We start from the raw sequence: 24,206 nt of genomic DNA on the forward strand, positions 1-24,206 counted from the left end.
TTTATGAAAAAAATAATAGGAGTGATTCCCGCCCGGTATAAATCATCTCGTTTTCCAGGTAAACCTTTAGCTTTAATTAATGGTAAGCCTATGATTATCTATGTTGCTGAACTGACCGCAAAAGCTTTGGGTATAGAGAATACTTATGTAGCAACAGATGATCAACGCATTTTTGATAGTGTAACTTCATTTGGATTTAATGTGGTAATGACGTCGGAGTCATGTCTAACCGGGACTGATAGATTATGGGATTTTGCTCAGCAGATAGAAGCCGATATATATGTGAATATACAAGGAGATGAGCCTTTGCTAAACCCGGATGATATAAAGTCTATAGTTAATGAAAAGCTCAAATATCCCGACTATGTCATAAATGGAATGTGTTCAGTATTGGATGATGAAGATCCTAAAAATATTAATATACCGAAAGTTTTAACCGATAAGGATAAAAATCTTATTTATATGTCCAGATTGGCAATTCCAGGTATAAAGTCTGAGTCCTTGAGTATAAAGCCGATTTATAAAAAGCAAGTTTGTATTTATGCTTTTAGTTACGAAGAATTAAAAGCTTTTGGAAGTGAGACAGAAAAGGCATATTATGAGCAATTTGAAGATATAGAAATACTTCGTTTTTTTGATCTCAATATCCCTATTAAAATGGTTGAAACTACAGGGTCAACCATTGCAGTTGATAATCCGGAAGATATCCTGGCTGTTGAAAGAATACTAGGTATGAATTAATAGAAGAATATAAGCATTTAACAAAATATAATGAGAATATTTGTTTGTAATTTTCAAGAATATAAATCAAACGCTTTTAATGAATAGGTATATTTATTGTTTTCTTGTATTATTTTTATTATCTTGTACAAAAGAAGATGATTTAAATATTATTAATGTATCTAATATATCCGATCAGGTTGGTATAGTAGTTTCTGATACAACCAAAGAAAAACTCGCTCATTGCTCCCTTTTATACAGCGATAGATTCTTAAATGATGGAACTTTTTGGATATCTTATTATTGTGACGAAACCCAATCTATTGAAAATCCCCTTCATACAACAATATATCCTGTCTTATGCAGACTAAATATAAGAAAGAAATATAAGGATTCCCTTTTGCGTTGGCCTATCATAAAGGCAAATTCTATATTTAAAGACATCAGGATAGGAAATAGGGCTCTATATGACCCAAATTTACGGGTTAATGAAACTAATATACAAGTTTATTTTCAGGCTTTAATCAATGGAAAAACTAGTATTGTTTATCGGGAGTTTGATAAGAATAAGTTGCAGTTTAAAGAAGAATTGCAGATTTCGAAGTTGAGATATAATAACGTGGATGGGAAGGAACAAGTTTATAATTTAGATGATGATGGTGTTGCTCAATGTCTTAAAGATTTTGGTTATCAGGGTAAGGGAATAACCCATCTAATCATAACCCGTTTTATAGAGTATAAAGGATATACATATATGGCACTTACGCCATATTCAGGGACATCAAGAGGTATACTCCTTAAATCTTCAGATGGAATTGTTTGGGATGTGGTAACAATCCAACCGAAGGATATTCTTGACATAGAATCTCAAATAGAGATCGTTGATGATGTTATTTATTATGTTGCGCGTTCTGCATATAATAAATGTTTTATTGGAAAATATGAGATGTTATACAATCGATGGACTGATTTAATCGAAATTCCAAAAAGTATTGGCTCTCGCCCCGAAATATTTTTTTATAAAAATCACCTGTATACTGTTTATAATATAAGTAATCCTGTTAATTTTGGATGGGGAGTGGTTCCTCGGAATTCTGCAACAATAAGTGAAGTAAATCTTTCCTCTTTGGATTTAGTTACCAAGTTTACCATCCAGAATGAATATGGATTTCACTACTTTAGCGTCAGCCAATTTGACAATGGCCTTTATATGACTTACTCGGAAGATAGAAGAAAGTTGAATTTACATGCATCGGATATAGTTTTTTTAAAATTAGATCTTTGAGATAATGATGTCGTTACAAAGAATATATAAATCTTCTCTTTTTAAAAATACATCTATTTATATAGTTACAGATGCCTTAAATAAGGCAATTCCGTTCCTGTTGCTACCTTTCTTGACTCATTATCTGTTGCCGGAAGATTATGGGGTGATTACAAATTTTAACGTAATAATCCAGATATTATCTGTCTTTTGTTATAGTTGCACCGTAGCTGCACTACCTGTCATGTACTATAAATTGAATAAAGATGAACTGCGATTATATGTTTCTAATATAATCATACTTAATACGGCTATTACAGTAGTTGTTTCGGTTCTTTTGATTATATTTAACGGTTTGATATATGGTTCATTGCAGTTATCCTTGTTATACCAATTGGTTAGTCTTATTGTGGTGTGGTTCAGTTCGTTGACTTATGTTAATCTAGTTTTGTGGCGGTGTGAGGAAAGACCTTTATCATTTGGAAAATATCAAATTTCTCAATCTATATTTAGTGCTTTATCAACTATTTTGCTGGTGATAGTCCTTCTAATGGGATGGCAAGGTAGGGTTTACAGTTATTTGATTTCTGCTGTGGTTTTTGGGTTAGTAAGTCTTTATGTATTAAAAATAAGGGGATTTTTGGAGTTATCGGTATCAAAGAAGTATATGACGCATGCATTATTTTTTGCATTACCCTTGGTGCCTCATGCACTTTCTTTCTGGTTGAAAAGCGGTGTGGATAAAATATTATTGACTGATATGTGTAGCCTCACCGAGAACGGGTTATATTCAGTTGCAATGACATTAGGAAGTATTGTGACTATGGTGCTTCTTGCCTTTAATAACGCTTATGCTCCATACTTATATAAGAAGCTGACATATTTTGATGATAATAAAAATAATATTGGTATGGAGAAAGATAAGGTTAAATTAGTAAAATTGACATATAGTATCGTAATATTAGCATTAGTTTTGGTTTTCTTTGCATATTGGATATCTTGGTTTATTATAAAATATGTATATGATATATCATATTCAGATTCCATTAAGTTTCTACCCTATGTAATGATCGGGCAATTTTTCTATGGGGGATACTTAATGTTTGTATGTTACTTTCATCATACATTCAGGACAAAACTTTTAGGAACAATAACGTTTCTGTTGAGTATGTTACAGATTGCGATGTCATATTTATTTATTAAGTGGATTGATTCTACCGGTGTTGCAATAGCATCTGCTGTTGTATCTTTCCTCACATTTTTCTTTGTCGCTATATTTGCAATGAAAATTTATCAATTACCATGGTTATTCTTTATTAATAAAAAAAATGAATAATAAATTTCAAAAATATAAACAGCTCAAAGATCAACTGAATATTCAATATAAAGGCATCAATCTAAATAGGGTGATGGCTATTGAACTTTGGCCTTTTGTGAATGATAAGAAATCATTTTCTTTTAAGAGAATATTTTATTTTTTTATTTCTCTGAATTTAAAAAAAATAAAGACAGAAAGACCAATTTTGTCTACAATGGGAGTATATAACAGAAATGATCACACTGAATTGTATCAAAATGTTATTGAAAAATTGGAGAAGCAAATATCAATAAATGACCTAAAGGAATATAATAGAATTATTAGAGTTTATCCTAACTTAATTTTTAAATGTACAAAAGATGTATTGAAGAGATTAAAATATACGAATTTTAGTTTTATTCAAAAAATGATAATATCCGCGCGATTTGTACACTATGCCAATATAATTGAGGATATGCAGAAAGTTGACCTTACAAATATATCCAAATACTTAGCATTTAGTGGAGTTCATCCTTTAGAGAATCTGTTTACTCAATATTTATCCAATAAGAATATTAAAACATATTCTTTACAACATGGAGTAACTTTTTTATTGGAGAAGGATATATCTATTGATGCCTTGTGTTATGAGAATTTTCAGTCAGACATCCTCTTATGTTGGGGAAAATACACAGTTGATGAATATCATAGATTCGGAATTTCATCGGAAAGATTATTAGTAGCAGGATATCCTAAAACTTCAGAGTGTATAAATCTTAAGGTTAATAATACTTATCGCAAATGCTTGGTGCTTTGCTCTAGACATATCTATGATAATGCAAATCTCGAACTATTAAATATATGTGGAGAAATTAGAGAAATAGAATTCTTTTTGAAGTTGCACCCCTCTTTGGATATTGAAAGATATAAAAAACGGGTATCTAATGCCAGTAATCTAACAATCATTGAGAATGGTCAAACTTTAATGTCATTGGCCGATAATGAGTTATTCGATTTTTCTATTGCTGTTAATACAAGTGCATATTATGAGGTGTTAGCTAAAGGAATTCCTTGCTTACGTTACGATAATGGAGCCTTTGACAAAATGTATGGATTAAATGATATTTTCACATCAAAAAATCAAATGTTAGAAATTCTTGATCGGCTAAAAGCCCAGCCCCTTTCAGAATTTCAACAAGAAGTAAACTTACTATTAAACTATGTATTAGGTATCGGTGAGGACAAGTATAGAGAGATTTTATTGAACTTTGAGAAAAATGTTAATTTTGTAAACCATGATTGAGAAGATCTATAATAGATTGAAGATATTCAGAAATAATAGGAAATGGCGTCTATTAAATAGACATAATTTTACTACACTGAATAGTTTATGTTCTACAGAGCTTATTCAAGTTGGACGAGAAACTTATGGAAATCTCACCGTTTCAAGTTGGGGAGTAGCCAATGAAGGCTTAAAAATAGGAAGTTATTGTTCTATAGCTGATGAGGTCAAATTCATATTAGGCGGTAATCATAGATTAGATACATTCTCTACTTATCCTTTTAAAGTGAAAAAATTTAATATTCAGGACGCAGAGGCGATATCAAAAGGACCTATTATTATCGAAGATGATGTTTGGATCGGCCTTTATACGATCATTCTGTCTGGTGTAAAAATTGGCAAAGGATCTGTTATTGGGGCTGGATCCGTTGTTGCGAAAGATATACCTCCATATTCAATAGCCGTTGGAAACCCTGTTAGAGTATTAAGGAAAAGATTTAGAGATGAGGTGATTGAATTCCTTTTACAACAAGATTTTAATAGTATAGATTTTAACAAAGTAAAAATTGATGATTTATACAAATCAATATCCACTGTAGAGGATATAAAAGAGACCATTTTAAAATAATATAAGATTTAATCTAAAATAATATATGAGGATATTGTTGCTTACAGGAAGTATTAATGCGAAACTGGCATCTCCGGTTATGACCAAAATAGTCAATATAGAGGATAGGCGTAATCAATATCTTAATACCATAAAAAGGTATATCAAAGAATCTGATTTCGATACTATAATTTTTTGTGAAAACACAAAGTCTGATTTTCCCGTGGAAGAATGTCAGGATTTAGCTGACGAATATGGAAAACAGATTGAATTTATATTTTTCTTAGGTAATGTAACTTGTATAAACAAGCAAGGAAAAGGCTTTGGAGATGGAGAATGTATTGAATATGCAATTAATCATAGCAAATATTTACAGGATGACTCAGCCTGTTTTTATAAAGTGACAGGACGGCTTTTCGTCGAAAATATTAATGATATATTGAAAAATAGTTATAAGAATGAGAATTGTTTTTATCGATTAGGTTTTAAAGCTCTAACTGTAGGAACATTCTTTTTTAAGGTACAAGTTGGCTTCTTCAAGAAGAACTTAATGACAGAATACAAGTTTGTAAATGATTCGGATGGTAGATATTTAGAGGTAATCTATTATGATATCCTTATAAGAGAAAAGGTACGAGCATTTAATCCTTACCCATATATTAATGGCCTATCGGCTTCTACAGGAGAATCATATTTAAAGACGTTGAAACTTAATAAAAGAACATCCTATATTTTTAATAGCTTGGGATTATATAGAGTGAATGGTATTTGGTCTAGTTTGTTTAATTTTATAAAAAAGAAACTTTTACTAAAAAATACTATTTCATAATATTATAACTTAGAACCTTTTTTACTGGTCTCATGCATTTAGAATATATTTATATATAATTGGGGTCGTATATGAGCTGATTAATATCGTTTTAACATATCTCTGTGATCTAAATAATTTAGTTTATTGATAAATAATACACTCATATTTGAGATAACGTAACATTAAAATGAACAAATCGCATTTGATTTTAAATTTGAAAAAAATATTAAAAAGGAATCAACTCCTTTTTATTTTAGCCTATAAAGGTCGACATTTTCTATTAAGATTAAGCAATTGGATTCATATAGGTTTCTCGGTATCCAACAATGGTGTTTATTCTAAATTGAAATATGATATAAGAGGTAAGGGTAATTCAATTTCAATAGGTCGAAATGTTGTATTAATCAATGTTTTAATTTATATACGAGGTAATGGAAATAATGTTGTTATACAAGATGATGTTTTGATTATGAACTCCATTTTATGGATTGAAGATAACTCTAACCTGATTCTATTGGGGAAAAATGTAACCATTGAGGGCGCACATATGGCAGTTACCGGTATTGAAAAGAAGATTGTGATTAGTGACAATTCTATGTTAAGTAATAATATTACAATTAGAACGGGAGATAGTCATGCTATCTTGAATGAGAAAGGAGAAAAAATAAATGTAGAAAAGGATATATTCATTGGTAAGCACGTTTGGATTGGAAGCAATGTTACAATTCTCAAAGGAGTACATATTGAAGATAATAGTATTGTAGGAACTGGGTCTTTAGTCACAGACAATATCTCTCATTCATCAATTGCAGTAGGCATTCCGGCAAAAGTGATAAAAAATAATGTTTCTTGGATTAGGGATAGATATTTATGATAAAAGATATTGAAAAAATAAAATCAGATATTAGTATTATAACTGTAGTATACAACGGTATCTCAGATATTGAAAAAACTATATTATCAGTTATAAATCAAGAATATGAAAATATTGAATACATTATTATCGACGGTGGTAGTACTGATGGAACAGTCGATATAATTAAAAAATATCAGGATAGAATTACATATTGGGTGAGCGAGCCTGATAAAGGGATCTATGATGCAATGAATAAGGGAATCGAGAAGGCGACGGGGGAGTGGGTCAATTTTATGAATGCCGGAGATTGCTTTTTCAATAATACTGTTCTTCAAGATATCTTTATTGATAGCCAGATTAAAGATAACTGTGCCGTCATTTATGGTGATACCGTACAATGCTTCTCTTATGGAAATTTTGTAATTAAAGCTTTCCCTCTCGAAATGCTAAAAAAGAGGATGGCATTTTGCCATCAATCTAGCTTTGTCCGTCGAAATATACTAGTTCTCCATCCATTTGACTGTTCTTATCGGGTATGTGCCGATTATAATCTTTTTTATAAAATATTTGAATCCGGATATCAGTTTTATTATCTATCTATGTGTATTTCGATATATGAAGCTGAGGAAGGTTTGTCTTCAATAAATCGTCTTCGGGTACTTAAAGAAGAATGTAAAATAAATGGTATTCAAGGGCTGGCGTATTATAAATTGTTCTTAAGAAACAGGATACGCGCATTAATTGTTGCATCTTTACCTCATTATATATCTCACAAGCTATTGATTAGGCGCCTGAATAAGACAAAAGATATGTATATATATGAAGCAAAAGAATTACATGGAACAATAGAAAAAAAATGAAAGGATGATCTTTAATGAAAGCTAAAATACAAAAGGTAATTTTATTGCTGTTTATACTGACACCTCTTTTTTGTCTTTCTGAGATCTTTGAATATTTAGGTCTTGGATTGTCTTTTGATATGTTTTTCATAAAACTACCCAAAGATATCTTAATGATATTTTTATTGCTTATGTGTACTATATTCTCGTTCAGATATAAACATCCTCATAATTATTATATTTGCTTGTTATTGCTATTTTCATTTACAATAATATGCTTTGCTTTTTCATATTCATTAAATGGATTACAAATAGCAATGGCGGGCGTTCGCTGGGCTATACCTTTTTTTTTGCTAATCCTTTTATACGATGTTGTTGATATTGATTTATTAAAAAAAGTAACAAAGATACTCTTTTGTTTACTGATATTGCATGCGGCAGTACAACTTCTGGAAATGCTATTCTTCCCTCCACGTAAGGGCCTGAACATTTTTGGGTTTCCAGGAAGACTTCCGGGCATCTTTGTACATCCCAGCGCAAGCGGTACGTTCGCCGCTTTTTGTTTCTATGTTATCCGGTATTTTCAGGAAGGTAAAATACGGCTTTTAGGCTTAGTAATAGCTATCTTGTCTGTATTTCTATCCATGTCTTCTACCGGAGTGATATTATTGTTTTTACTGATATTTATGCCTTGGTACTTAAAGAGTAAACATAAGGGAATATTATCTATTGTAGCCGTGTTATTTCTATTCTTAGTTGTGACTAATTTGGATTTCTTGACTGGACGGGGAGAAGGGTCATCAGCCGTTTCTGGGGGGACAAGAATACAGATACTGCAAGAAATTGTGGATTCAGCAGAGCCTATATCTACAAATTTTGGGCTGGCGACCAATACAGCTATTAATTTGATGTCCAGTTTTGGAATTCAATCTAATGCATATATTGCTGATTCCTTATATACTTCTGTTCTGACAAATTATGGGGCTATCTTTTTCTTTTTGTTTATTAGTGCTATATTATATTTACTATTATATTTATTTGTAAGAAAGAAGATTGATATCCCTTTTGGCTTGATATTTCTTATATCAATAACATCTGGTGTATCTATAATCATAGTGGAAATGTTTCCTATGAATATTATTATCGCTGTATTTCTTTCATATTTTATGAAAGAATATAGCTTTATATCAAAAAATAAATAAGATGAAAATTCAGTTTATAACCAATTATAGCAAATTATATGGTGCAAATAAGATTCTTTTAGACTTGTTGAAATATTTAAAGTCAGAAGGCTATGACATATCTATTTTAGTGCCATCTAATGGAGACTTAGTTCATGAATTAGAAAAAGAGGATATAAAATATGAAGTTATTTTTTATTATTCATCATTTTTGTATTTCAAAAAGACTATAAAATTTATTGCATACCCATTACTTTTATTGATAAATATAGTAAATTTTCCAAGGATATATTATCATATAAAAAAACAAGACCCGGATCTGATATACTCAAACACCTCTGCTGAAAATATCGGAATATTAGTTGCCAAATTATTGGGTAAAAAACATATTACACATGTTCATGAGTTTATGTCCATAAATCATGGTGCATTATTCATGGGAGGACAGAAGCTAAAGGCAAAGTTTTTAGACAAAAGTGATGGCCTTATTTTTGTTACGAAAGCTGTTGCATCACATATACTAGGGGGAGGATATTTGCAGGGGAAACATAGGATAATATACAATGGATTATCTATGCCAAAAGTTCAATATGATAACATACCTAAATTTAATGCTCCTCCGGTTAATTATGGGATTGTGGGTATATTCTCTCGTGGCAAGAGACAGGATGTTGCAATTAAATATTTTAAAAAAATAAAAGAAATTTATCCGCAGTCAAAATTACATCTGTATGGTGACAAAGAAGGAGCATACAAAACTCACTTGATAAATTTGGTGAAAGGATTAGGCCTTGATTCGGATATTATTTTTCATGGTTTTGAAAAAGATATTGAGAAAATATATCGAGATATAGATATTTTATTAATGTTTTCAAAATCTGAAGGTTTCGGTTTGGTAACACTTGAAGCAATGCTGCGAAAGATTCCTGTAATTGGATATGATAGCGCAGGAACATTAGAATTAATAGGAAATGAAAATTCCGGATATTTGTTCAAAGATATTGATAGTTTTATTGATGCCGTAAAACAATTGCAGTCGCCAGTTAAATATAATAATATAAGAGAAAATGCATTTGAAAGAGCGCAATTATTATTTAGCGACAAGAATTTTTGTATCAATATTGAGAATTTTATAAATCAAATAGCAAACAATGAGTAAAATCATTATTACAGGAGGTTCAGGCTTTATTGGGACTAATCTTATTGATAATTTCTTGAAAAAGGGTAGTGCAATTCTGAGTCTTGATATGTTCGAGCCAAAGAAAACTGAACACATACCTTTTTTTAGAAAAATAGATATATGCAATTATTATGAATTAGAGTCGGCTATATTGGATTTTACTCCTGATTATGTAATTCATCTGGCAGCACGAACTGATTTGAATGGAAAAACATTAGAGGATTATAATGCTAATATCTTAGGAGTCGAGAATCTGATAAAGGTGTTAAAAAAAGTAGAGACTCTAAAAAGAGTAATTTTTACTTCTTCTATGTATGTGTGTAATCCTGGATATATACCTGATGGAGATAATGATTATCATTCTCATACAGTATACGGAGAAAGTAAAGTATTGACCGAAAAAATTATTAAAGAAAGTGATCCGGAATATTGTTGGTCTATTATTAGGCCTACCTCTATCTGGGGACCATATTTTGGAGAACCGTATAATTTATTCTTTAATATAGTATTAAGTCGAAAATATTTTCATATGGGAGATAAGGCTTGTTCTAAAACATATGGATATATAGATAATACTATCTATCAGATTGAGTCAATATTGACGGCTAATGAAGAAATTGTAAATAAGAAAGTCTTTTATTTAGGTGATTATATTCCTTATAATATAACAGAGTGGGCGAACGAAATTGCTTCTGAAGCTGGATTTAAAATTCCAAGGATACCATATTTTTTGTTCAAATGTGGAGGATTGTTTGGTGATTTTGTTAAACTCTTTGGTGTAAAATTTCCAATGACGAGTTTTCGCCTTAAAAATATGACGACTGATAATATACATAATCTTGAACCAATTAGGGAAATAGCACCTAACTTACCAGTAGAAAGGGCTGAAGGTGTTAAACGTACTATAAAATGGATAAAAAATTGATGCGGATTCTAATCTATGGAATAAACTATTATCCAGAGCTTACAGGCATTGGTAAATATACAGGAGAAATGGCCTCTTGGTTTGCACAGCAAGGGCATGATGTAAGTGTTTTTACAGCGATGCCGTATTATCCAGAATGGGAAATTCATAAGCAATACAGAGGCAAATTATGGTATAAAGAAGTCATTGATAATGTGAAGATTTATCGTTGTCCTTTTTACGTGCCCAAAAGAATAAATTCGAAAAAAAGAATATTACATGAATTTTCTTTTTTGTGGAGTAGTTCCTTTCGTTGGCTTCCTGCATTGTTCAAGAAAAGATTTGATTTAGTAATAACAATTAATCCTCCGTTTTATATAGGATTTTTCTCTTATATTTATTCTATATTTAAGAAGACTGTCTTAATTACACATGTTCAAGATTTACAGATAGATGCTGCTAAGAATTTAGAGATGCTATCTAATCAAGAAGCATTAAATATTATGTTTAAGCTAGAGAAATTTCTTCTAAGAAAAAGTGACTTTATATCCACATTAACTTTAGGTATGAAAGAACGGATAATCAAAAAAGGAATAGGAGAGAGCAAGATTATAATGCTCCCTAATTGGGTAGATACTGATTTTATAAAACCTATACCAAAAGATCAATCTTTAAGAAACCAATTTAATATTCCTATAAATGATACCGTTATCTTGTATTCTGGAAATATGGGAAAGAAACAAGGTTTAGATTTATTGATAAATGTTGCTGGACAATATAAATATAGATCTGATGTTCATTTTATAATGGTTGGGGCAGGAGCCGAAAAAGATAATTTAGAAAATATGGCTAGAGAAAAGGGACTTAGTAATATGAAGTTTTATCCATTACAGCCATATGAGAAATTGCCAACCCTATTGGCTACTGCAGATATTCATTTAGTTTTACAGAAAAAGGATGCGTCAGATTTAGTTATGCCCAGTAAGTTAACAGGGATTTTATCAGCAGGTGGATGTGCAATTGTGACAGCTGTATTGGGATCCTCCTTATATGAGGATATAAGAAATCATGATATGGGTATATTGTGTGAACCAGAATCAGAACAAGCGTTAAAAGAAGCTATAAATATAGCTTTATTGAGAGACACAACTCAAATTAAAAAAAATGCCCGAAAATATGCTGAAAGATATTTGAACAAAGATAAGATACTTACGTCTTTTATGTCACTAATAAATAAGAATTAATATTTTATGGGCGAGATAGTATATTGTGGATATAATACATACTTTTGTAGATTAAAATGAGAATCCAATTTATAGCTCATAATGGGCAATTATATGGGGCAAATCAAGTCTTATTGACATTAATCAAAGGATTAATAGGAAAAGGTCATGATATATCTGTTCTTCTTCCTACTAAGAAAGGTTTAGCGGAAATATTGAAAAAAGAGAATATAAATTATACCGTTATACCTTGCTTTCCTCAGTTTATGTATATTAAACTTATGCCCCAATATTTAATATATCCATTATTAGTAATGCTTAATATAATTGTATTCCCATATATTATATATAAAATAAATAAATTTAAGCCTGATATAATATATTCTAATACTTCTGCTGAAAATATTGGAATCTGGGCTGCAAAGATTCTAAAAATAAAACATATATCCCATGTTCATGAATTCATGTCACTAGATCATAAAGCTTTATTTTGGGGTACAAGAAAATGTAAAGAAAAATATTTAGAAAAAAGTGACGCTGTAATTTTTGTATCAGCTTCTGTTATGAAGCATGTTTTTTCCATTTTCCCTAAAACTAACTATACAGTTATTGCCAATGGATTAGAAATCCCTAATGTAAATATCAAAGATAAACACTTATCAAAGATTATTAATTTCGGAATAATTGGGGTATTTAGTCCTGGTAAGAGACAACATATGGCAGTTGAGTATTTTAATGATATAATATTACCATATTACCCACAAGCAAAATTACATTTGATAGGAGATAAAAAAGGAGCTTATAAAAAGCATCTTTTGAAAATAGTTGAAAATCTCAATTTAAAAGATAATATTATCTTTCATGGTTTTATTCATGATACAAACAAAATATATGATGAAATAGATATTCTTCTGGTCTTTTCGGAAGCCGAGGCTTTTGGCTTAGTTACTATAGAAGCAATGTTAAGAGGTGTTCCTGTAATTGGATATGATAATGCCGGTACTACGGCACTCGTCACAAGCGGAGAAACAGGATATCTTTTTTCTGATAAAGATAATTTCTCAATTGCTTTGTCAGAGTTATTATCCAATGATAATTACAATAATATCAGGCAAAAAGCTTTATCATACGCTCAAAATACGTTCTCAAAAGAAACTTATTATAATAATATTGAAGAGTTCATAGCAAAGATTATAAATGAATAATTTACAGAGTATAGAAATTCCTGCTGTATCCATAATAACTGTTGGTATGAATCATCTATCCTATTTAAAAGGGTTACTCGTATCATTGTTTAAAGATAATTCGCTTGCTATACCATTTGAGATGATATATATTGACAATTGTTCTTCAGATGGCACTATAGAATATATAAGAGCTAATTATCCTATGGTTAGAATATATGAAAATACGACGATTAAAGGATTTGGTGAGAATAATAATTATGGTGTCTCTCATGCTAAGGGAAAATATATTGCAATTATTAATCCCGATATAGTGATACTAAAGGACAGTATAGAATCCTTGTTCAACTATATGAATCTATATAGGAATATTAGTTCCTAAATTGTTAAATCCAGATATGTCCATTCAATACTCCGTAAGATCCTTTATTTCTATTAAAATATTATTTTCACGTATTCTGTCCAAAGGGAATGACAGTTGTAAGAATAAATATATAGACAAATATCTCCGAAAAGATCTGGATATAACTAAAATACAGGATGTTGATTGGGCAATAGGCGCTGCAATGTTTATGTCGAGAGATTTTTTTAATCAACTTAAAGGTTTTGATGAAAGATATTTTTTATATATGGAAGATGAAGATTTATGTCTTTCTTCTTGGTTAAAAAATAGGCCTGTTATATATGTGCCTGCTTCACAGATGATTCATAATCATTTAAGGGCAAGCTCTAAAATAAACAAAAAAACTCTAATTCACATTCAAAGCATGTGCAAATTTTTTTTAAAGAATGGGTTAAATCCTAGAAGAAATAAATACTAAAAATGAAAGGAATCGTCTTAGCCGGAGGCTCCGGCACTCGTCTTTATCCTATTACTAAAGGAGTAAGTAAACAGTTGTTGCCTGTATACGATAAACCGATGGTTTATTATCCCATTTCAGTGTTAATGCTTGCAGGAATCAGGGATATATTGATAATCTCTACACCAGACGATCTGCCGTCTTTCCAACGACTGTTGGGAGATGGCTCCGATTATGGGATAAGGCTTCAGTTTGCAGTACAGCCTTCTCCCGATGGTTTAGCCCAGGCTTTTCTTATAGGGGAGGATTTTATCGGAGACGACTCTGTTTGCCTTGTGTTAGGTGACAATATATTTCATGGTCAGGGATTTACTGCTATGTTGAAAGAGTCTGTTTATCAAGCTGAAGAAGGTCAGAAAGCGACAGTTTTCGGATATTGGGTAAGCGATCCTGAACGTTATGGAGTTGCAGAGTTTGATAAAGAAGGTAACTGCCTATCGATAGAAGAAAAACCTGAAATGCCAAAATCACATTATGCCGTTGTCGGTTTATATTTCTATCCCAATAAGGTTGTAAATATTGCAAAAAATATAAAACCATCAGCAAGGGGGGAATTAGAAATTACAACAGTGAACCAACAATTCCTTCAAGATAAAGAGTTAAAGGTTCAGACCTTAGGAAGAGGCTTTGCATGGTTAGATACCGGTACGCATGATTCATTGAGTGAAGCCTCTACTTTTGTAGAGGTAATTGAGAAACGGCAAGGACTGAAAATAGCATGTTTAGAAGCTATTGCGTATAACCAGGGATGGATTGCGAGAGAGAGATTGCTTGAGGTCGCAAAGCCAATGATTAAAAATCAGTATGGGCAATACTTAAATAAACTAGCAAACGAAAAAAGATGAATATAATAAAAACAGATATTGAAGAGGTTGTTATTATCGAACCTCGTATTTTTGAAGATGCGCGAGGCTATTTCTTTGAATCTTTTAGTCAGCAGATATTCGAAGAAAAAGTGTGTAAAACAACTTTTGTCCAAGATAATGAAAGTAAATCTACTTTTGGTGTCTTACGAGGATTACATTTCCAGAAGCCGCCCCATGCTCAGAGTAAATTAGTCCGGGTTATAAAAGGGAAAGTTCTTGATGTTGCCGTTGATATAAGAAAAGGTTCTCCCTCTTTTGGACAATATGTTGCCGTAGAGTTATCCGAAGAAAACCATCTGCAACTTTTCGTCCCACGGGGATTTGCTCATGGCTTTGTTGTATTGAGCGAAAACGTTATTTTTCAGTATAAATGTGATAATTATTATGCACCTCAAAGTGAAGGTGCTATCGCTTGGGACGATCCCGATCTGAATATTGATTGGAAAATATCTACAGATAAAGTTATTTTATCTGAAAAAGATAAACAGAATAAACCATTGAAACATGCAGAATGGTTATTTGATTATAAAGAAAATTTATATTAATAATGAACATACTGATTACAGGTGCTAACGGACAACTAGGTAATGAGATTCGCCGGATAACCGGAGATAGTCAGAATAACTATATCTTTACAGATGTTGCAGAATTAGATATTACAGATTTAGATGCTATTCGCCAACTGGCAATAGGGGAAAAACTGAGTATTATAGTAAATTGCGCTGCATATACCAATGTAGATAAGGCAGAAGATGACTATGATATGGCAGACCTTATAAACAATAAGGCTGTAAGAAATCTTGCTGTCATTGCTAAAGAGACTGGAGCTACTCTGATTCATGTATCGACAGACTACGTATTTAACGGGGAGTCTTGTATACCTTATCAGGAAACTTGCAGAACGAATCCGATCGGAGTATATGGAAAGACTAAATTAGCAGGAGAACTGAGTATACAAGAGATAGGATGTAAATATTTGATATTTCGCACGTCTTGGCTTTATTCTCAATATGGCAATAACTTTGTAAAAACTATGCAGAGGTTAACTTCAGAACGAGATACTCTTAATGTTGTATTTGATCAGGTTGGAACTCCTACCTATGCCGCAGATCTGGCCTCTCTTATATATAAAATAATTGAAGAGGATATATATCATAAACAAGGTACTTATCATTTTAGTAACGAGGGCGTATGTTCCTGGTATGATTTTGCAAAAAAAATATGCGACCTTTCAGAAAATATTTGTGATATTCAACCTTGTCATAGTGATGAGTTTCCGAGTAAAGTCAGACGTCCTAATTTTTCTGTTTTGGATAAAACTAAAGTTAAAGAAACATTTAATATAAAGATTCCGTATTGGGAAGAGTCCTTAACGCAATGTATAAAAGAATTAAAAGCACAAACAAATGAATTTTAAAAAAAATATACTAATCACAGGGGGAGCCGGTTTTATAGGATCCCATGTCGTGAGATTATTTGTAAATAAATATCCCGAATATCATATCATTAATCTGGATAAACTGACTTATGCCGGAAATCTGGAAAATCTTAAAGATATAGAGGGAGCTTCTAACTATACTTTTGTTAAGGCGGATATCTGTGACTTTGAGAAAATGAAAGATATTCTTGAAACTTATAAAGTTGACAATATAATCCATCTGGCGGCTGAGAGTCATGTTGACCGTAGCATCAAAGATCCATTCACTTTTGCTCAAACTAATGTGATGGGAACTTTATCTCTACTTCAGGTAGCCAGACTATTTTGGAACGGAGATTGGGAAGATAAACTTTTCTATCATATTTCTACAGATGAAGTATATGGCAGTTTAGATTTTGATGGAACGTACTTTACTGAGACAACCAAATACGATCCTCATTCTCCTTATTCAGCGAGTAAAGCTTCCTCCGATCATTTTGTACGAGCATATCATGATACTTATGGAATGCCTGTAATTGTGACTAATTGCTCGAATAATTATGGGCCATATCAGTTTCCGGAGAAATTAATACCTCTGTTTATCAATAATATTCGTCGAGGAAAACCACTACCTGTATACGGTAAAGGCGAAAATATCAGGGACTGGCTTTATGTGGTAGATCATGCGTGTGCAATTGATACAATCTTTCATAATGGTAAGGTTGCGGATACATACAATATCGGAGGATTCAATGAGTGGAAAAATATAGATTTAATTAGAGTTATTATCAAAACGGTAGATAAATTATTAGGCAATCCCGATGGAGCGTCCGAGCATTTGATAACTTACATTACAGATAGAGCAGGACATGATCTTCGTTATGCTATTGATTCTTCAAAGTTGAAAAATGAATTGGGATGGGAGCCGTCGTTACAGTTCGAAGAAGGGATTGAAAAGACCGTTCAATGGTATTTGGATAATCAGCAATGGATGGATAATATAACGTCCGGAGAATACGAGAAGTACTATAACGAAATGTATAAAGGTAGATAAAATAGAATAAAAGAACTCTTATGTCCCACACCCTCCACCTCACCCCCACCTCTTCCAAAGAAGAAGCCTACAGGTCCCTCCTTCCCCAACTAAAAGCGTTACTGGAAGGAGAGTCTGATACTATTGCAAATTTTGCCAATATATCAGCAGCGTTGAAGATGACTTTCGGCTTCTTTTGGGTAGGCTTTTATATCGTGAAAAGGGACGAGCTCGTTCTCGGGCCATTCCAGGGAACAATAGCCTGTACCCGTATTAGATGCGGAAAAGGAGTTTGCGGAACAGCATGGAAGGAAAAGAGAACGGTTATAGTCGAAGATGTAAATCAGTTTCCCGGGCATATTGCCTGCGATGCGGCTTCCCAATCTGAAATAGTAGTACCTTTATTCCGGAATGATGAAGTCATCGCGGTACTCGATATAGACAGTGAGCATCTGAATCACTTCGATGAAACAGATGCCCATTATCTTCAGCAAATAGTTAAATTGTTGGAATCCTAAACTCCGGTCACTTTATCAGAACGGGAACAATAGCGGCAATACCAGTATCATCACTATTCCCATGATTAATTGTAGAGGCAATCCCACCTTTATATAATCCATAAAGGTATAACGCCCGGCACTCATAACCAATGCATTTGGAGGAGTCGAGAATGGTGATGCAAAACACATGCTGGCAGCCACCGCCACCGCAAATAAGAACGGATAAGGGCTGATACCCATGCCAATCGCGGCTTTAAGGGCTATCGGGGTGAACAGTACAGCTGTTGCCGTATTACTTATAAACATGGTGAGCAATGATGTACAGAAGTATATCCCCGCTAACAGGGCATAAGGGCCGAAGTCACCCAGTTCACTGACCAGTCCACCGGAAATCAATGTATCTACCCCTGTATTTTGAAATGCTGTTGCCATGGGCAACATGGCTCCGATTAGGACTACACTCTCCCAGTTGATACTCGTGTAAGCTTCCTCCACATTACGCAGGCATCCGGTAACCACCATTGCCACTGCCGCCAGTAAGATTGCTATCACGGACGGTACAAGCTCAAATACCATGGCTATCACCATCAGTATCATAATACCGGCAGCGACAGGAGCCTTCTGATCCAGTGTTACCTTTGCTGCTTCTTTCAGGGGTTGTCCCACCAGTACGAGGTCGTCCTGCCTGTCATCGAGGTTTGCGAGGTCTTTCCACGTACCCTGTATCAAGAGTGCATCTCCCGAATGTAATTTTGCATTCTTTATATCATGCATGCGATATTCATTCTGTCGCTGGATACCGAGTACATTTACATTATATTCCTCTCTGAACTGAATCTCTGAGATTGTCCGGTTTATAAGTTTGGAGTTAGGCATGATAAATATCTCGGCAATACCTGATTCCTGAAAATCCGCAAAAGGATAATCTCCGTTTGTTTCCTCAAGATACAGATGATTTTCGGAAACGAATCTCTCTATATCGTCCACACTTCCATGACAATATAATATATCACCTTTCTGTATCGTTGACTTTGGGCCGGCAACTTCTTCAATTACATTCTTTCTGAATCTGGAATTACCGGTTTTTCGTACAATCTTACTAATGCTTACATTGTAATGTGTTGCTATTTTCAGTTCGGCGAGGGTTTTATTGGATAATGGAGTGTCATTCTTTACCTCTATCCTGTATGACTGGTTTTGCAGTTCATACTCCATTGCCAGTTCAACCAGCGATTTTCCCTGTTTCTTTTTTGTAGCGGAGGCATCACTCTTGGAAATAAGTAATTTGCTGAGGAAAAACAGGATAACGACCCCGACACTTAGTGCGACAAAGCCGATAGGAGCAAAAGAAAAGAATGATAACGCTTTATATCCCGCTTCTACCAAAGCATTGTTAATTACCAGATTGGGAGGTGTACTGATTAGCGTAAACATACCCATACTACTGGCAAAAGCTAGCGGCATAAGATATCTCCGGGGGCTGATATTGGCACTTGTGGCCATGCTGACAATGATAGGCATCATTACGGCTACAGTTCCGGTATTGCTTACAAATGCGCCGATGGATGCGGTAACGAGCATTACCAGTATGAAAAGTTTATTTTCGCTGTTTCCGGCTGTCTGCAATATCTTACTGCTGATTACCTTGGCTAGTCCTGTGCGGAAGATTCCGGCGCCTACAATGAAGAGTCCGATCATCATTATGACGACCGGGTTCGAAAATCCGGCCAATGCTTCCGATGTATCCAGTATTCCGGAAAGAACCAATGCCAGCAGGGCGCATATAGCCACGAGGTCGGAGCGGACCTTTCCCCGCATAAAGAAAACGGATGCCGTAATAAGGATTGCTAATGTAATATTGATAGGGGATAGCAAGGTGGATAATTCCATATTTAAATATATATTATATGATATATAAGCAGCTTGTTTTTTTCGAATGTACACAAAGATAAAGAAACCTTCAGCTCAAAGCGAATACTTTTAAATAAGAACATTAAAAAGATAAGAATTGTTTATCTTTTTTCACGTTCGTTAATCAGGCCATTATTTTTTCGGAAAACCATTTGGAATATATCTTACGGGTATAGCTTCTAATTTTTATTCTTTGCAAATCTTCACTAAAAAAGACTGACAAAATGGGAATTAATATGTAATTTTGTCAGGTTTTATTTACTGTTTAACAGTTGATAGCAGGCAACTATTAGCCGTAATTATAGACTAATGTGTTGGATACTTATGATATATAATCTATTAACTTGTAATTTATAATGGCAAAACCGGACATTCAACAAGTAAAGCAACGCTTCGGTATCATCGGGAATAGTCCTGATCTGAACCGGGCTATAGATATCGCCCTTCAGGTGGCTCCTACCGATATGTCGGTATTGGTGACCGGGGAGAGCGGAGTAGGGAAAGAGAACTTTCCACAGATTATTCATCAGTTCAGTCACCGTAAACACGGGACATATATCGCGGTCAATTGCGGCTCTATTCCCGAAGGAACGATCGATTCCGAACTTTTCGGACACGAAAAAGGTTCTTTTACAGGGGCGACAGGCGAGCGAAAAGGATATTTCGAGGTAGCTAACGGAGGTACTCTGTTCCTCGATGAGGTAGGAGAGTTGCCTTTGTCTACTCAGGCACGCTTATTACGTGTACTGGAAACAGGCGAATTTATAAAAGTCGGTTCGTCGAAAGTGGAGAAAACCGACGTACGTGTCGTTGCCGCTACCAACCTGGATATGGTGACCGCTACCCGCAACGGGCGTTTCCGTGAAGATTTATACTATCGTCTTAACACGGTGCCTATCCGTATTCCGGCACTTAGGGACCGGAAAGATGATATACCGTTATTATTCAGAAAGTTTGCAAGCGATTGTGCCGAGAAATACAGTATGCCTCCAATCGCGCTGACCGATTCTGCAAGGCATATGCTAAAAGAATATTACTGGCCCGGCAATATCCGCCAGTTAAAGAATATTACAGAACAGATCTCAATAATAGAGCAGACGAGGGATATAACTCCTGATATACTGAAGTTATATCTTCCGGCTAATGAGGTCGGGCTTATACCTGTAGGAACAATAAGCGCCGGAGAACAGAAGAGTTTCAATAACGAGCGTGAAATATTATATCAGGTACTGTTCGATATGAAGAAGGATATGAATGAGCTGAAAAAGATCGTTCATGATATCGTAGCCGGAAATATGAAGCCCGGAGATATTATATCCTCTCCTGTAGTAAACAGTAATGAGAAGCCCCTTACGCCGATGGTTGTAAATCAGGCGGACAGAGCATCCGCTTTGCCTATTAAAGATGACGGCCACACGATAATACCCGCATCTACGATTGCCGATGCCGATGTGATCGATGCGCCTGAATATGAGGAAGAGACTCTATCGTTGCAGGATGTAGAGAAAGATATGATTATAAAAGCCCTTGAACGGCATAACGGTAAACGTAAAAATGCAGCTCAGGATCTGAAGATATCGGAACGTACATTGTATAGAAAAATAAAAGAATATAATCTGGAAAACTTATGAGAAAGATATTACTGTCGCTTTTCTTTATCGCACTGTTTGCCGGCTGTACGGTGTCTTATAAATTCAATGGGGCATCTATCAACTACGCCGAGACGCCGACAATCGATATACGCGATTTCCAGAATCAGGCCCCTTATGTATATCCTCCGTTGACCCAGGTATTCAATGAGCGGATGAAGGACGTATTTACCCGTAATACGAAACTGCAATTCACTTCGGTCAATCCATCGCTCGAGATAGAAGGGGAGATTGTTACATATGAATTAACACCTTTATCTGTAAAGGAAGATAACTTCTCCGCCGAAACCCGTTTGACATTAGGAGTGAAGATGCGGTTCAGGAACAATAAAAATCCGAATGAGGACAAAGAGGAAACGATTACCGCCTACCGTGATTTCTCCAGTAGCCTGATGCTTACCGATGTACAGGACGGATTGATTGACGAACTGACGAAAGATATTGTAGACCAGATTTTTAATACGACAATGTCTAATTGGTAAAAACAATGTGCCAATATGTCAATGAGGAAATATGCTAATTGGCGCGAAGCGATAAATAGGTCATTATTTATATATTAGCACATTGGCATATTAGCTAATTAATTTAATAAAAGTGGATATTCAACAATTCTATAAACTGACCGGAAAAGGCGTAAATCCTTCGCAAGAGGATATACAGCCCTTAAAGGCTTTTGTTGAAGAATTTCCATATTCGCAGACGGGTATATTTACTTACCTGAAGTCGGTATATTTGTTCGAATCTGAAAATTTTCAGGAAGAACTGGGTAAGTTGAGTATTTTCGTAAACGACCGCAAGGCTTTATTTTATTATATTTTGAGCGATGAGTACGACTCGTTTTTCCATCAGACGGGAAAAAATGAGGTGAGTGAAGATAAAACCAGTCTGTTACTGAATGCTTTTTTTGAATTGAAGGGAAATAATGATGCGGATGCAGATCTGGAATATAGCATATCGCATTCAAGTCTTGCTACCACAGATTATTTTACTTATATGCAGGTGACTTCTGTGCCGGACGGTGAAGATATTCCGGTTCAGGAAGAATCATCGAGTCTCAAACATCAGAACATCATAGATACGTTTATCACCCGTTCGGAGATGGAAGGAGGTATCCGCATACAAATAAGCGGAGCTGACGAGCCATTATCGGATGATATGGAAAAAGCGGATGAAAAAGATGACGAACTCGACGAAGATGTATTTTTTACCGAGACATTGGCGAAAATCTATATAAAACAGAAGAAGTATGAGAAAGCATACAAAATTATTAAACACTTAAGCTTGAATTATCCGAAAAAAAATATTTACTTTGCAGACCAATTGAGTTTTTTGGAAAAACTGATTATAAATTCGAAATTTAAAGATACAAAATGATTACACTTATTACTGTATTAATTGTAATTGCAGCGATTGCCTTAGTACTGATAGTTCTTGTTCAAAATTCCAAAGGTGGTGGCCTTTCATCAGGTTTTTCATCATCTAACGCCATTATGGGTGTTCGTAAAACTACCGATTTCCTTGAAAAAGCAACTTGGGGACTAGCCGGCTTCATCATGGTGATGAGTATCGTATGTGTTATGATTAGACCGAAAGCGACAACTACTCTTCAACCGGAAGTAGGTGCTCCGGCTCCGGTTAACACTGGTGCTCCTGATATGTCGACAACTCTGCCTGCCATACCAAGCAATAATGCGCCTGCGCCTGCTACAGAGCAGCCGGCGACACCTCCTGCAGAATAATCTCGGACTAAATATAATTAAGATATGTGAAGGCTTCTCTTATGAGAAGCCTTTTTTGTGGTATGGGAGTGTGTATTTACCGGATATATTTATCTATATGGTTTTACGGGTTCTTTGAAAGATTGATTGGCAGATTGGTAAACTAGCAAATAAATGAAAAGGTATAACCTTTGTTACTTTTTGGGAAACTGTAGGGGCAAAATAGCTATAAAACCTGTAACCTTTGTTACCTTTTGCGCCTTAGCGTCTCTGCGTGAAATACTGTTTACTGTTTACTGTTAACTGTTAACTGTTTACTGTTAACTGATATTTCTGTTACCTTTGTTACTTTTTAACTATATATGGTTAAAATATGTAATTTTCCGGAAAGCTATAATTCTGTATATGTTGGTATATCGGCAAGATATTCGAATGTTTGTGTGCTGTAATCCATCCGGCAACAGTAATGGCTAAGCCCGTTGGATACAATCAGGTATTTTACTTTCAGTACGATGTTATATCTTACTATCTGGTCGAAAACAGCTTGGGTAATTTCCACATCCGGCGACTTATATTCGACTATGACCAGAGGGGAAATAGTTTTATCGTAAACGACGGAATCACACCTGCGTTTCTGGTTGTTCAGGTTAATTTGTATCTCGTTGGCTATTAAAGCCTGTGGATACCCCTTCTCCGTTATCAGGTAATTAATGAAGTGCTGGCGTACCCATTCTTCAGGTGTAAGTGTCACAAACTTACGACGTAGCCTGTCGAAAACGCTAAGTCTTCCGTCCGTTTTTTTTACATTTATATTGAAAGGGGGCAGATTTAAATCCAACATTTGTTACCTTTGTTAATCCTGTACAACAAAAAATAAAAGATACTTGTTGTATCTTAAAACAAA

Annotated in this window: 25 protein-coding genes; 23 read left to right on the forward strand and 2 right to left on the reverse strand. The window is 34.2% G+C overall.

Features of this window, described 5'->3' with window-relative positions:
* Positions 1 to 3: 3 nt before the first annotated feature.
* The 19 genes from ACYQ3L_RS09045 to ACYQ3L_RS09135 all read left to right on the forward strand — a co-directional run bounded on the left by ACYQ3L_RS09045 (position 4) and on the right by ACYQ3L_RS09135 (position 18,042).
* Positions 4 to 741 carry a 3-deoxy-manno-octulosonate cytidylyltransferase gene (locus ACYQ3L_RS09045; protein WP_379998592.1) on the forward strand — a complete coding sequence of 246 codons (738 nt, stop codon included), beginning with the start codon at positions 4 to 6 and terminating at the stop codon, positions 739 to 741.
* Between the two features lie 79 nt (positions 742 to 820).
* Complete coding sequence (locus ACYQ3L_RS09050; RefSeq protein ID WP_379998594.1) at positions 821 to 2,005, forward strand: hypothetical protein; 1,185 nt, start codon at positions 821 to 823, stop codon at positions 2,003 to 2,005.
* A 7-nt stretch (positions 2,006 to 2,012) separates the two neighbouring features.
* Complete coding sequence (locus ACYQ3L_RS09055; protein WP_379998673.1) at positions 2,013 to 3,320, forward strand: lipopolysaccharide biosynthesis protein; 1,308 nt, start codon at positions 2,013 to 2,015, stop codon at positions 3,318 to 3,320.
* Positions 3,313 to 4,584, forward strand: a complete 1,272-nt coding sequence (locus ACYQ3L_RS09060) for a hypothetical protein (RefSeq protein ID WP_379998596.1) — start codon at positions 3,313 to 3,315, stop codon at positions 4,582 to 4,584. The genes ACYQ3L_RS09055 and ACYQ3L_RS09060 overlap by 8 nt, the downstream gene beginning before the upstream one ends.
* Positions 4,577 to 5,191, forward strand: coding sequence for a CatB-related O-acetyltransferase (locus ACYQ3L_RS09065; protein WP_291107637.1), 615 nt, complete (start codon positions 4,577 to 4,579; stop codon positions 5,189 to 5,191). Before ACYQ3L_RS09060 ends, ACYQ3L_RS09065 begins: the two co-directional genes overlap by 8 nt.
* 25 nt (positions 5,192 to 5,216) lie before the next feature.
* On the forward strand, positions 5,217 to 5,999 hold the full coding sequence (locus ACYQ3L_RS09070) for a hypothetical protein (protein ID WP_379998598.1): 783 nt from the start codon (positions 5,217 to 5,219) through the stop codon (positions 5,997 to 5,999).
* Positions 6,000 to 6,195: 196 nt separating this feature from the next.
* Positions 6,196 to 6,855, forward strand: a complete 660-nt coding sequence (locus ACYQ3L_RS09075; protein WP_379998600.1) for an acyltransferase — start codon at positions 6,196 to 6,198, stop codon at positions 6,853 to 6,855.
* Positions 6,852 to 7,697, forward strand: a complete 846-nt coding sequence (locus tag ACYQ3L_RS09080; protein WP_379998602.1) for a glycosyltransferase family 2 protein — start codon at positions 6,852 to 6,854, stop codon at positions 7,695 to 7,697. Before ACYQ3L_RS09075 ends, ACYQ3L_RS09080 begins: the two co-directional genes overlap by 4 nt.
* A gap of 14 nt (positions 7,698 to 7,711) precedes the next feature.
* Positions 7,712 to 8,878, forward strand: a complete 1,167-nt coding sequence (locus tag ACYQ3L_RS09085) for a hypothetical protein (RefSeq protein ID WP_379998604.1) — start codon at positions 7,712 to 7,714, stop codon at positions 8,876 to 8,878.
* A 1-nt stretch (position 8,879) separates the two neighbouring features.
* The gene (locus ACYQ3L_RS09090) at positions 8,880 to 10,016 is read left to right on the forward strand and encodes a glycosyltransferase family 4 protein (RefSeq protein ID WP_379998606.1); all 1,137 of its coding nucleotides are present in this window, start codon (positions 8,880 to 8,882) and stop codon (positions 10,014 to 10,016) included.
* Positions 10,009 to 10,962, forward strand: a complete 954-nt coding sequence (locus ACYQ3L_RS09095; RefSeq protein WP_379998608.1) for an NAD-dependent epimerase/dehydratase family protein — start codon at positions 10,009 to 10,011, stop codon at positions 10,960 to 10,962. The genes ACYQ3L_RS09090 and ACYQ3L_RS09095 overlap by 8 nt, the downstream gene beginning before the upstream one ends.
* Positions 10,947 to 12,185, forward strand: coding sequence for a WcaI family glycosyltransferase (locus ACYQ3L_RS09100; RefSeq protein ID WP_291107654.1), 1,239 nt, complete (start codon positions 10,947 to 10,949; stop codon positions 12,183 to 12,185). Before ACYQ3L_RS09095 ends, ACYQ3L_RS09100 begins: the two co-directional genes overlap by 16 nt.
* Before the next feature lie 56 nt (positions 12,186 to 12,241).
* Complete coding sequence (locus tag ACYQ3L_RS09105; RefSeq protein ID WP_379998611.1) at positions 12,242 to 13,369, forward strand: glycosyltransferase family 4 protein; 1,128 nt, start codon at positions 12,242 to 12,244, stop codon at positions 13,367 to 13,369.
* Positions 13,362 to 13,730 carry a glycosyltransferase family 2 protein gene (locus ACYQ3L_RS09110; protein ID WP_379998613.1) on the forward strand — a complete coding sequence of 123 codons (369 nt, stop codon included), beginning with the start codon at positions 13,362 to 13,364 and terminating at the stop codon, positions 13,728 to 13,730. The genes ACYQ3L_RS09105 and ACYQ3L_RS09110 overlap by 8 nt, the downstream gene beginning before the upstream one ends.
* A gap of 441 nt (positions 13,731 to 14,171) precedes the next feature.
* Positions 14,172 to 15,053 carry a glucose-1-phosphate thymidylyltransferase RfbA gene (gene rfbA / locus ACYQ3L_RS09115; RefSeq protein WP_379998615.1) on the forward strand — a complete coding sequence of 294 codons (882 nt, stop codon included), beginning with the start codon at positions 14,172 to 14,174 and terminating at the stop codon, positions 15,051 to 15,053.
* Complete coding sequence (gene rfbC, locus ACYQ3L_RS09120) at positions 15,050 to 15,619, forward strand: dTDP-4-dehydrorhamnose 3,5-epimerase (protein WP_379998617.1); 570 nt, start codon at positions 15,050 to 15,052, stop codon at positions 15,617 to 15,619. Before rfbA ends, rfbC begins: the two co-directional genes overlap by 4 nt.
* Before the next feature lie 2 nt (positions 15,620 to 15,621).
* Entirely contained in the window at positions 15,622 to 16,491 is an 870-nt protein-coding gene (rfbD, locus tag ACYQ3L_RS09125) for a dTDP-4-dehydrorhamnose reductase (protein ID WP_379998619.1), read from the forward strand.
* On the forward strand, positions 16,481 to 17,545 hold the full coding sequence (gene rfbB / locus ACYQ3L_RS09130) for a dTDP-glucose 4,6-dehydratase (RefSeq protein WP_379998621.1): 1,065 nt from the start codon (positions 16,481 to 16,483) through the stop codon (positions 17,543 to 17,545). Before rfbD ends, rfbB begins: the two co-directional genes overlap by 11 nt.
* Before the next feature lie 20 nt (positions 17,546 to 17,565).
* Positions 17,566 to 18,042: a GAF domain-containing protein gene (locus ACYQ3L_RS09135; RefSeq protein ID WP_379998623.1), complete on the forward strand. Its 477-nt coding sequence runs from the start codon at positions 17,566 to 17,568 to the stop codon at positions 18,040 to 18,042.
* 15 nt (positions 18,043 to 18,057) lie between these two features.
* Here ACYQ3L_RS09135 and ACYQ3L_RS09140 read toward each other — a convergent pair whose 3' ends face one another.
* Positions 18,058 to 19,887, reverse strand: a complete 1,830-nt coding sequence (locus ACYQ3L_RS09140) for an SLC13 family permease (protein WP_379998675.1) — start codon at positions 19,885 to 19,887, stop codon at positions 18,058 to 18,060.
* Positions 19,888 to 20,291: 404 nt separating this feature from the next.
* Between ACYQ3L_RS09140 and ACYQ3L_RS09145 the strand changes: the two genes are divergently transcribed.
* The 4 genes from ACYQ3L_RS09145 (at position 20,292) to secG (ending at position 23,323) form a co-directional block, all read left to right on the forward strand.
* Positions 20,292 to 21,566, forward strand: coding sequence for a sigma-54 interaction domain-containing protein (locus ACYQ3L_RS09145; protein WP_379998625.1), 1,275 nt, complete (start codon positions 20,292 to 20,294; stop codon positions 21,564 to 21,566).
* Positions 21,563 to 22,066, forward strand: coding sequence for an LPS assembly lipoprotein LptE (gene lptE, locus ACYQ3L_RS09150; protein ID WP_379998627.1), 504 nt, complete (start codon positions 21,563 to 21,565; stop codon positions 22,064 to 22,066). The genes ACYQ3L_RS09145 and lptE overlap by 4 nt, the downstream gene beginning before the upstream one ends.
* Positions 22,067 to 22,178: 112 nt before the next feature.
* Positions 22,179 to 22,958 (forward strand): hypothetical protein, encoded by a 780-nt coding sequence (locus tag ACYQ3L_RS09155; RefSeq protein ID WP_379998629.1) that lies wholly within the window; start codon positions 22,179 to 22,181, stop codon positions 22,956 to 22,958.
* Entirely contained in the window at positions 22,955 to 23,323 is a 369-nt protein-coding gene (secG, locus tag ACYQ3L_RS09160; protein ID WP_379998631.1) for a preprotein translocase subunit SecG, read from the forward strand. Before ACYQ3L_RS09155 ends, secG begins: the two co-directional genes overlap by 4 nt.
* A gap of 370 nt (positions 23,324 to 23,693) precedes the next feature.
* Here secG and ACYQ3L_RS09165 read toward each other — a convergent pair whose 3' ends face one another.
* A complete protein-coding gene (locus tag ACYQ3L_RS09165) occupies positions 23,694 to 24,143 on the reverse strand; it encodes a type I restriction enzyme HsdR N-terminal domain-containing protein (protein WP_379998633.1) in 450 nt (149 codons plus the stop codon).
* Between the last annotated feature and the right edge of the window lie 63 nt (positions 24,144 to 24,206).

It is taken from the genome of Dysgonomonas termitidis (genome assembly GCF_054657735.1).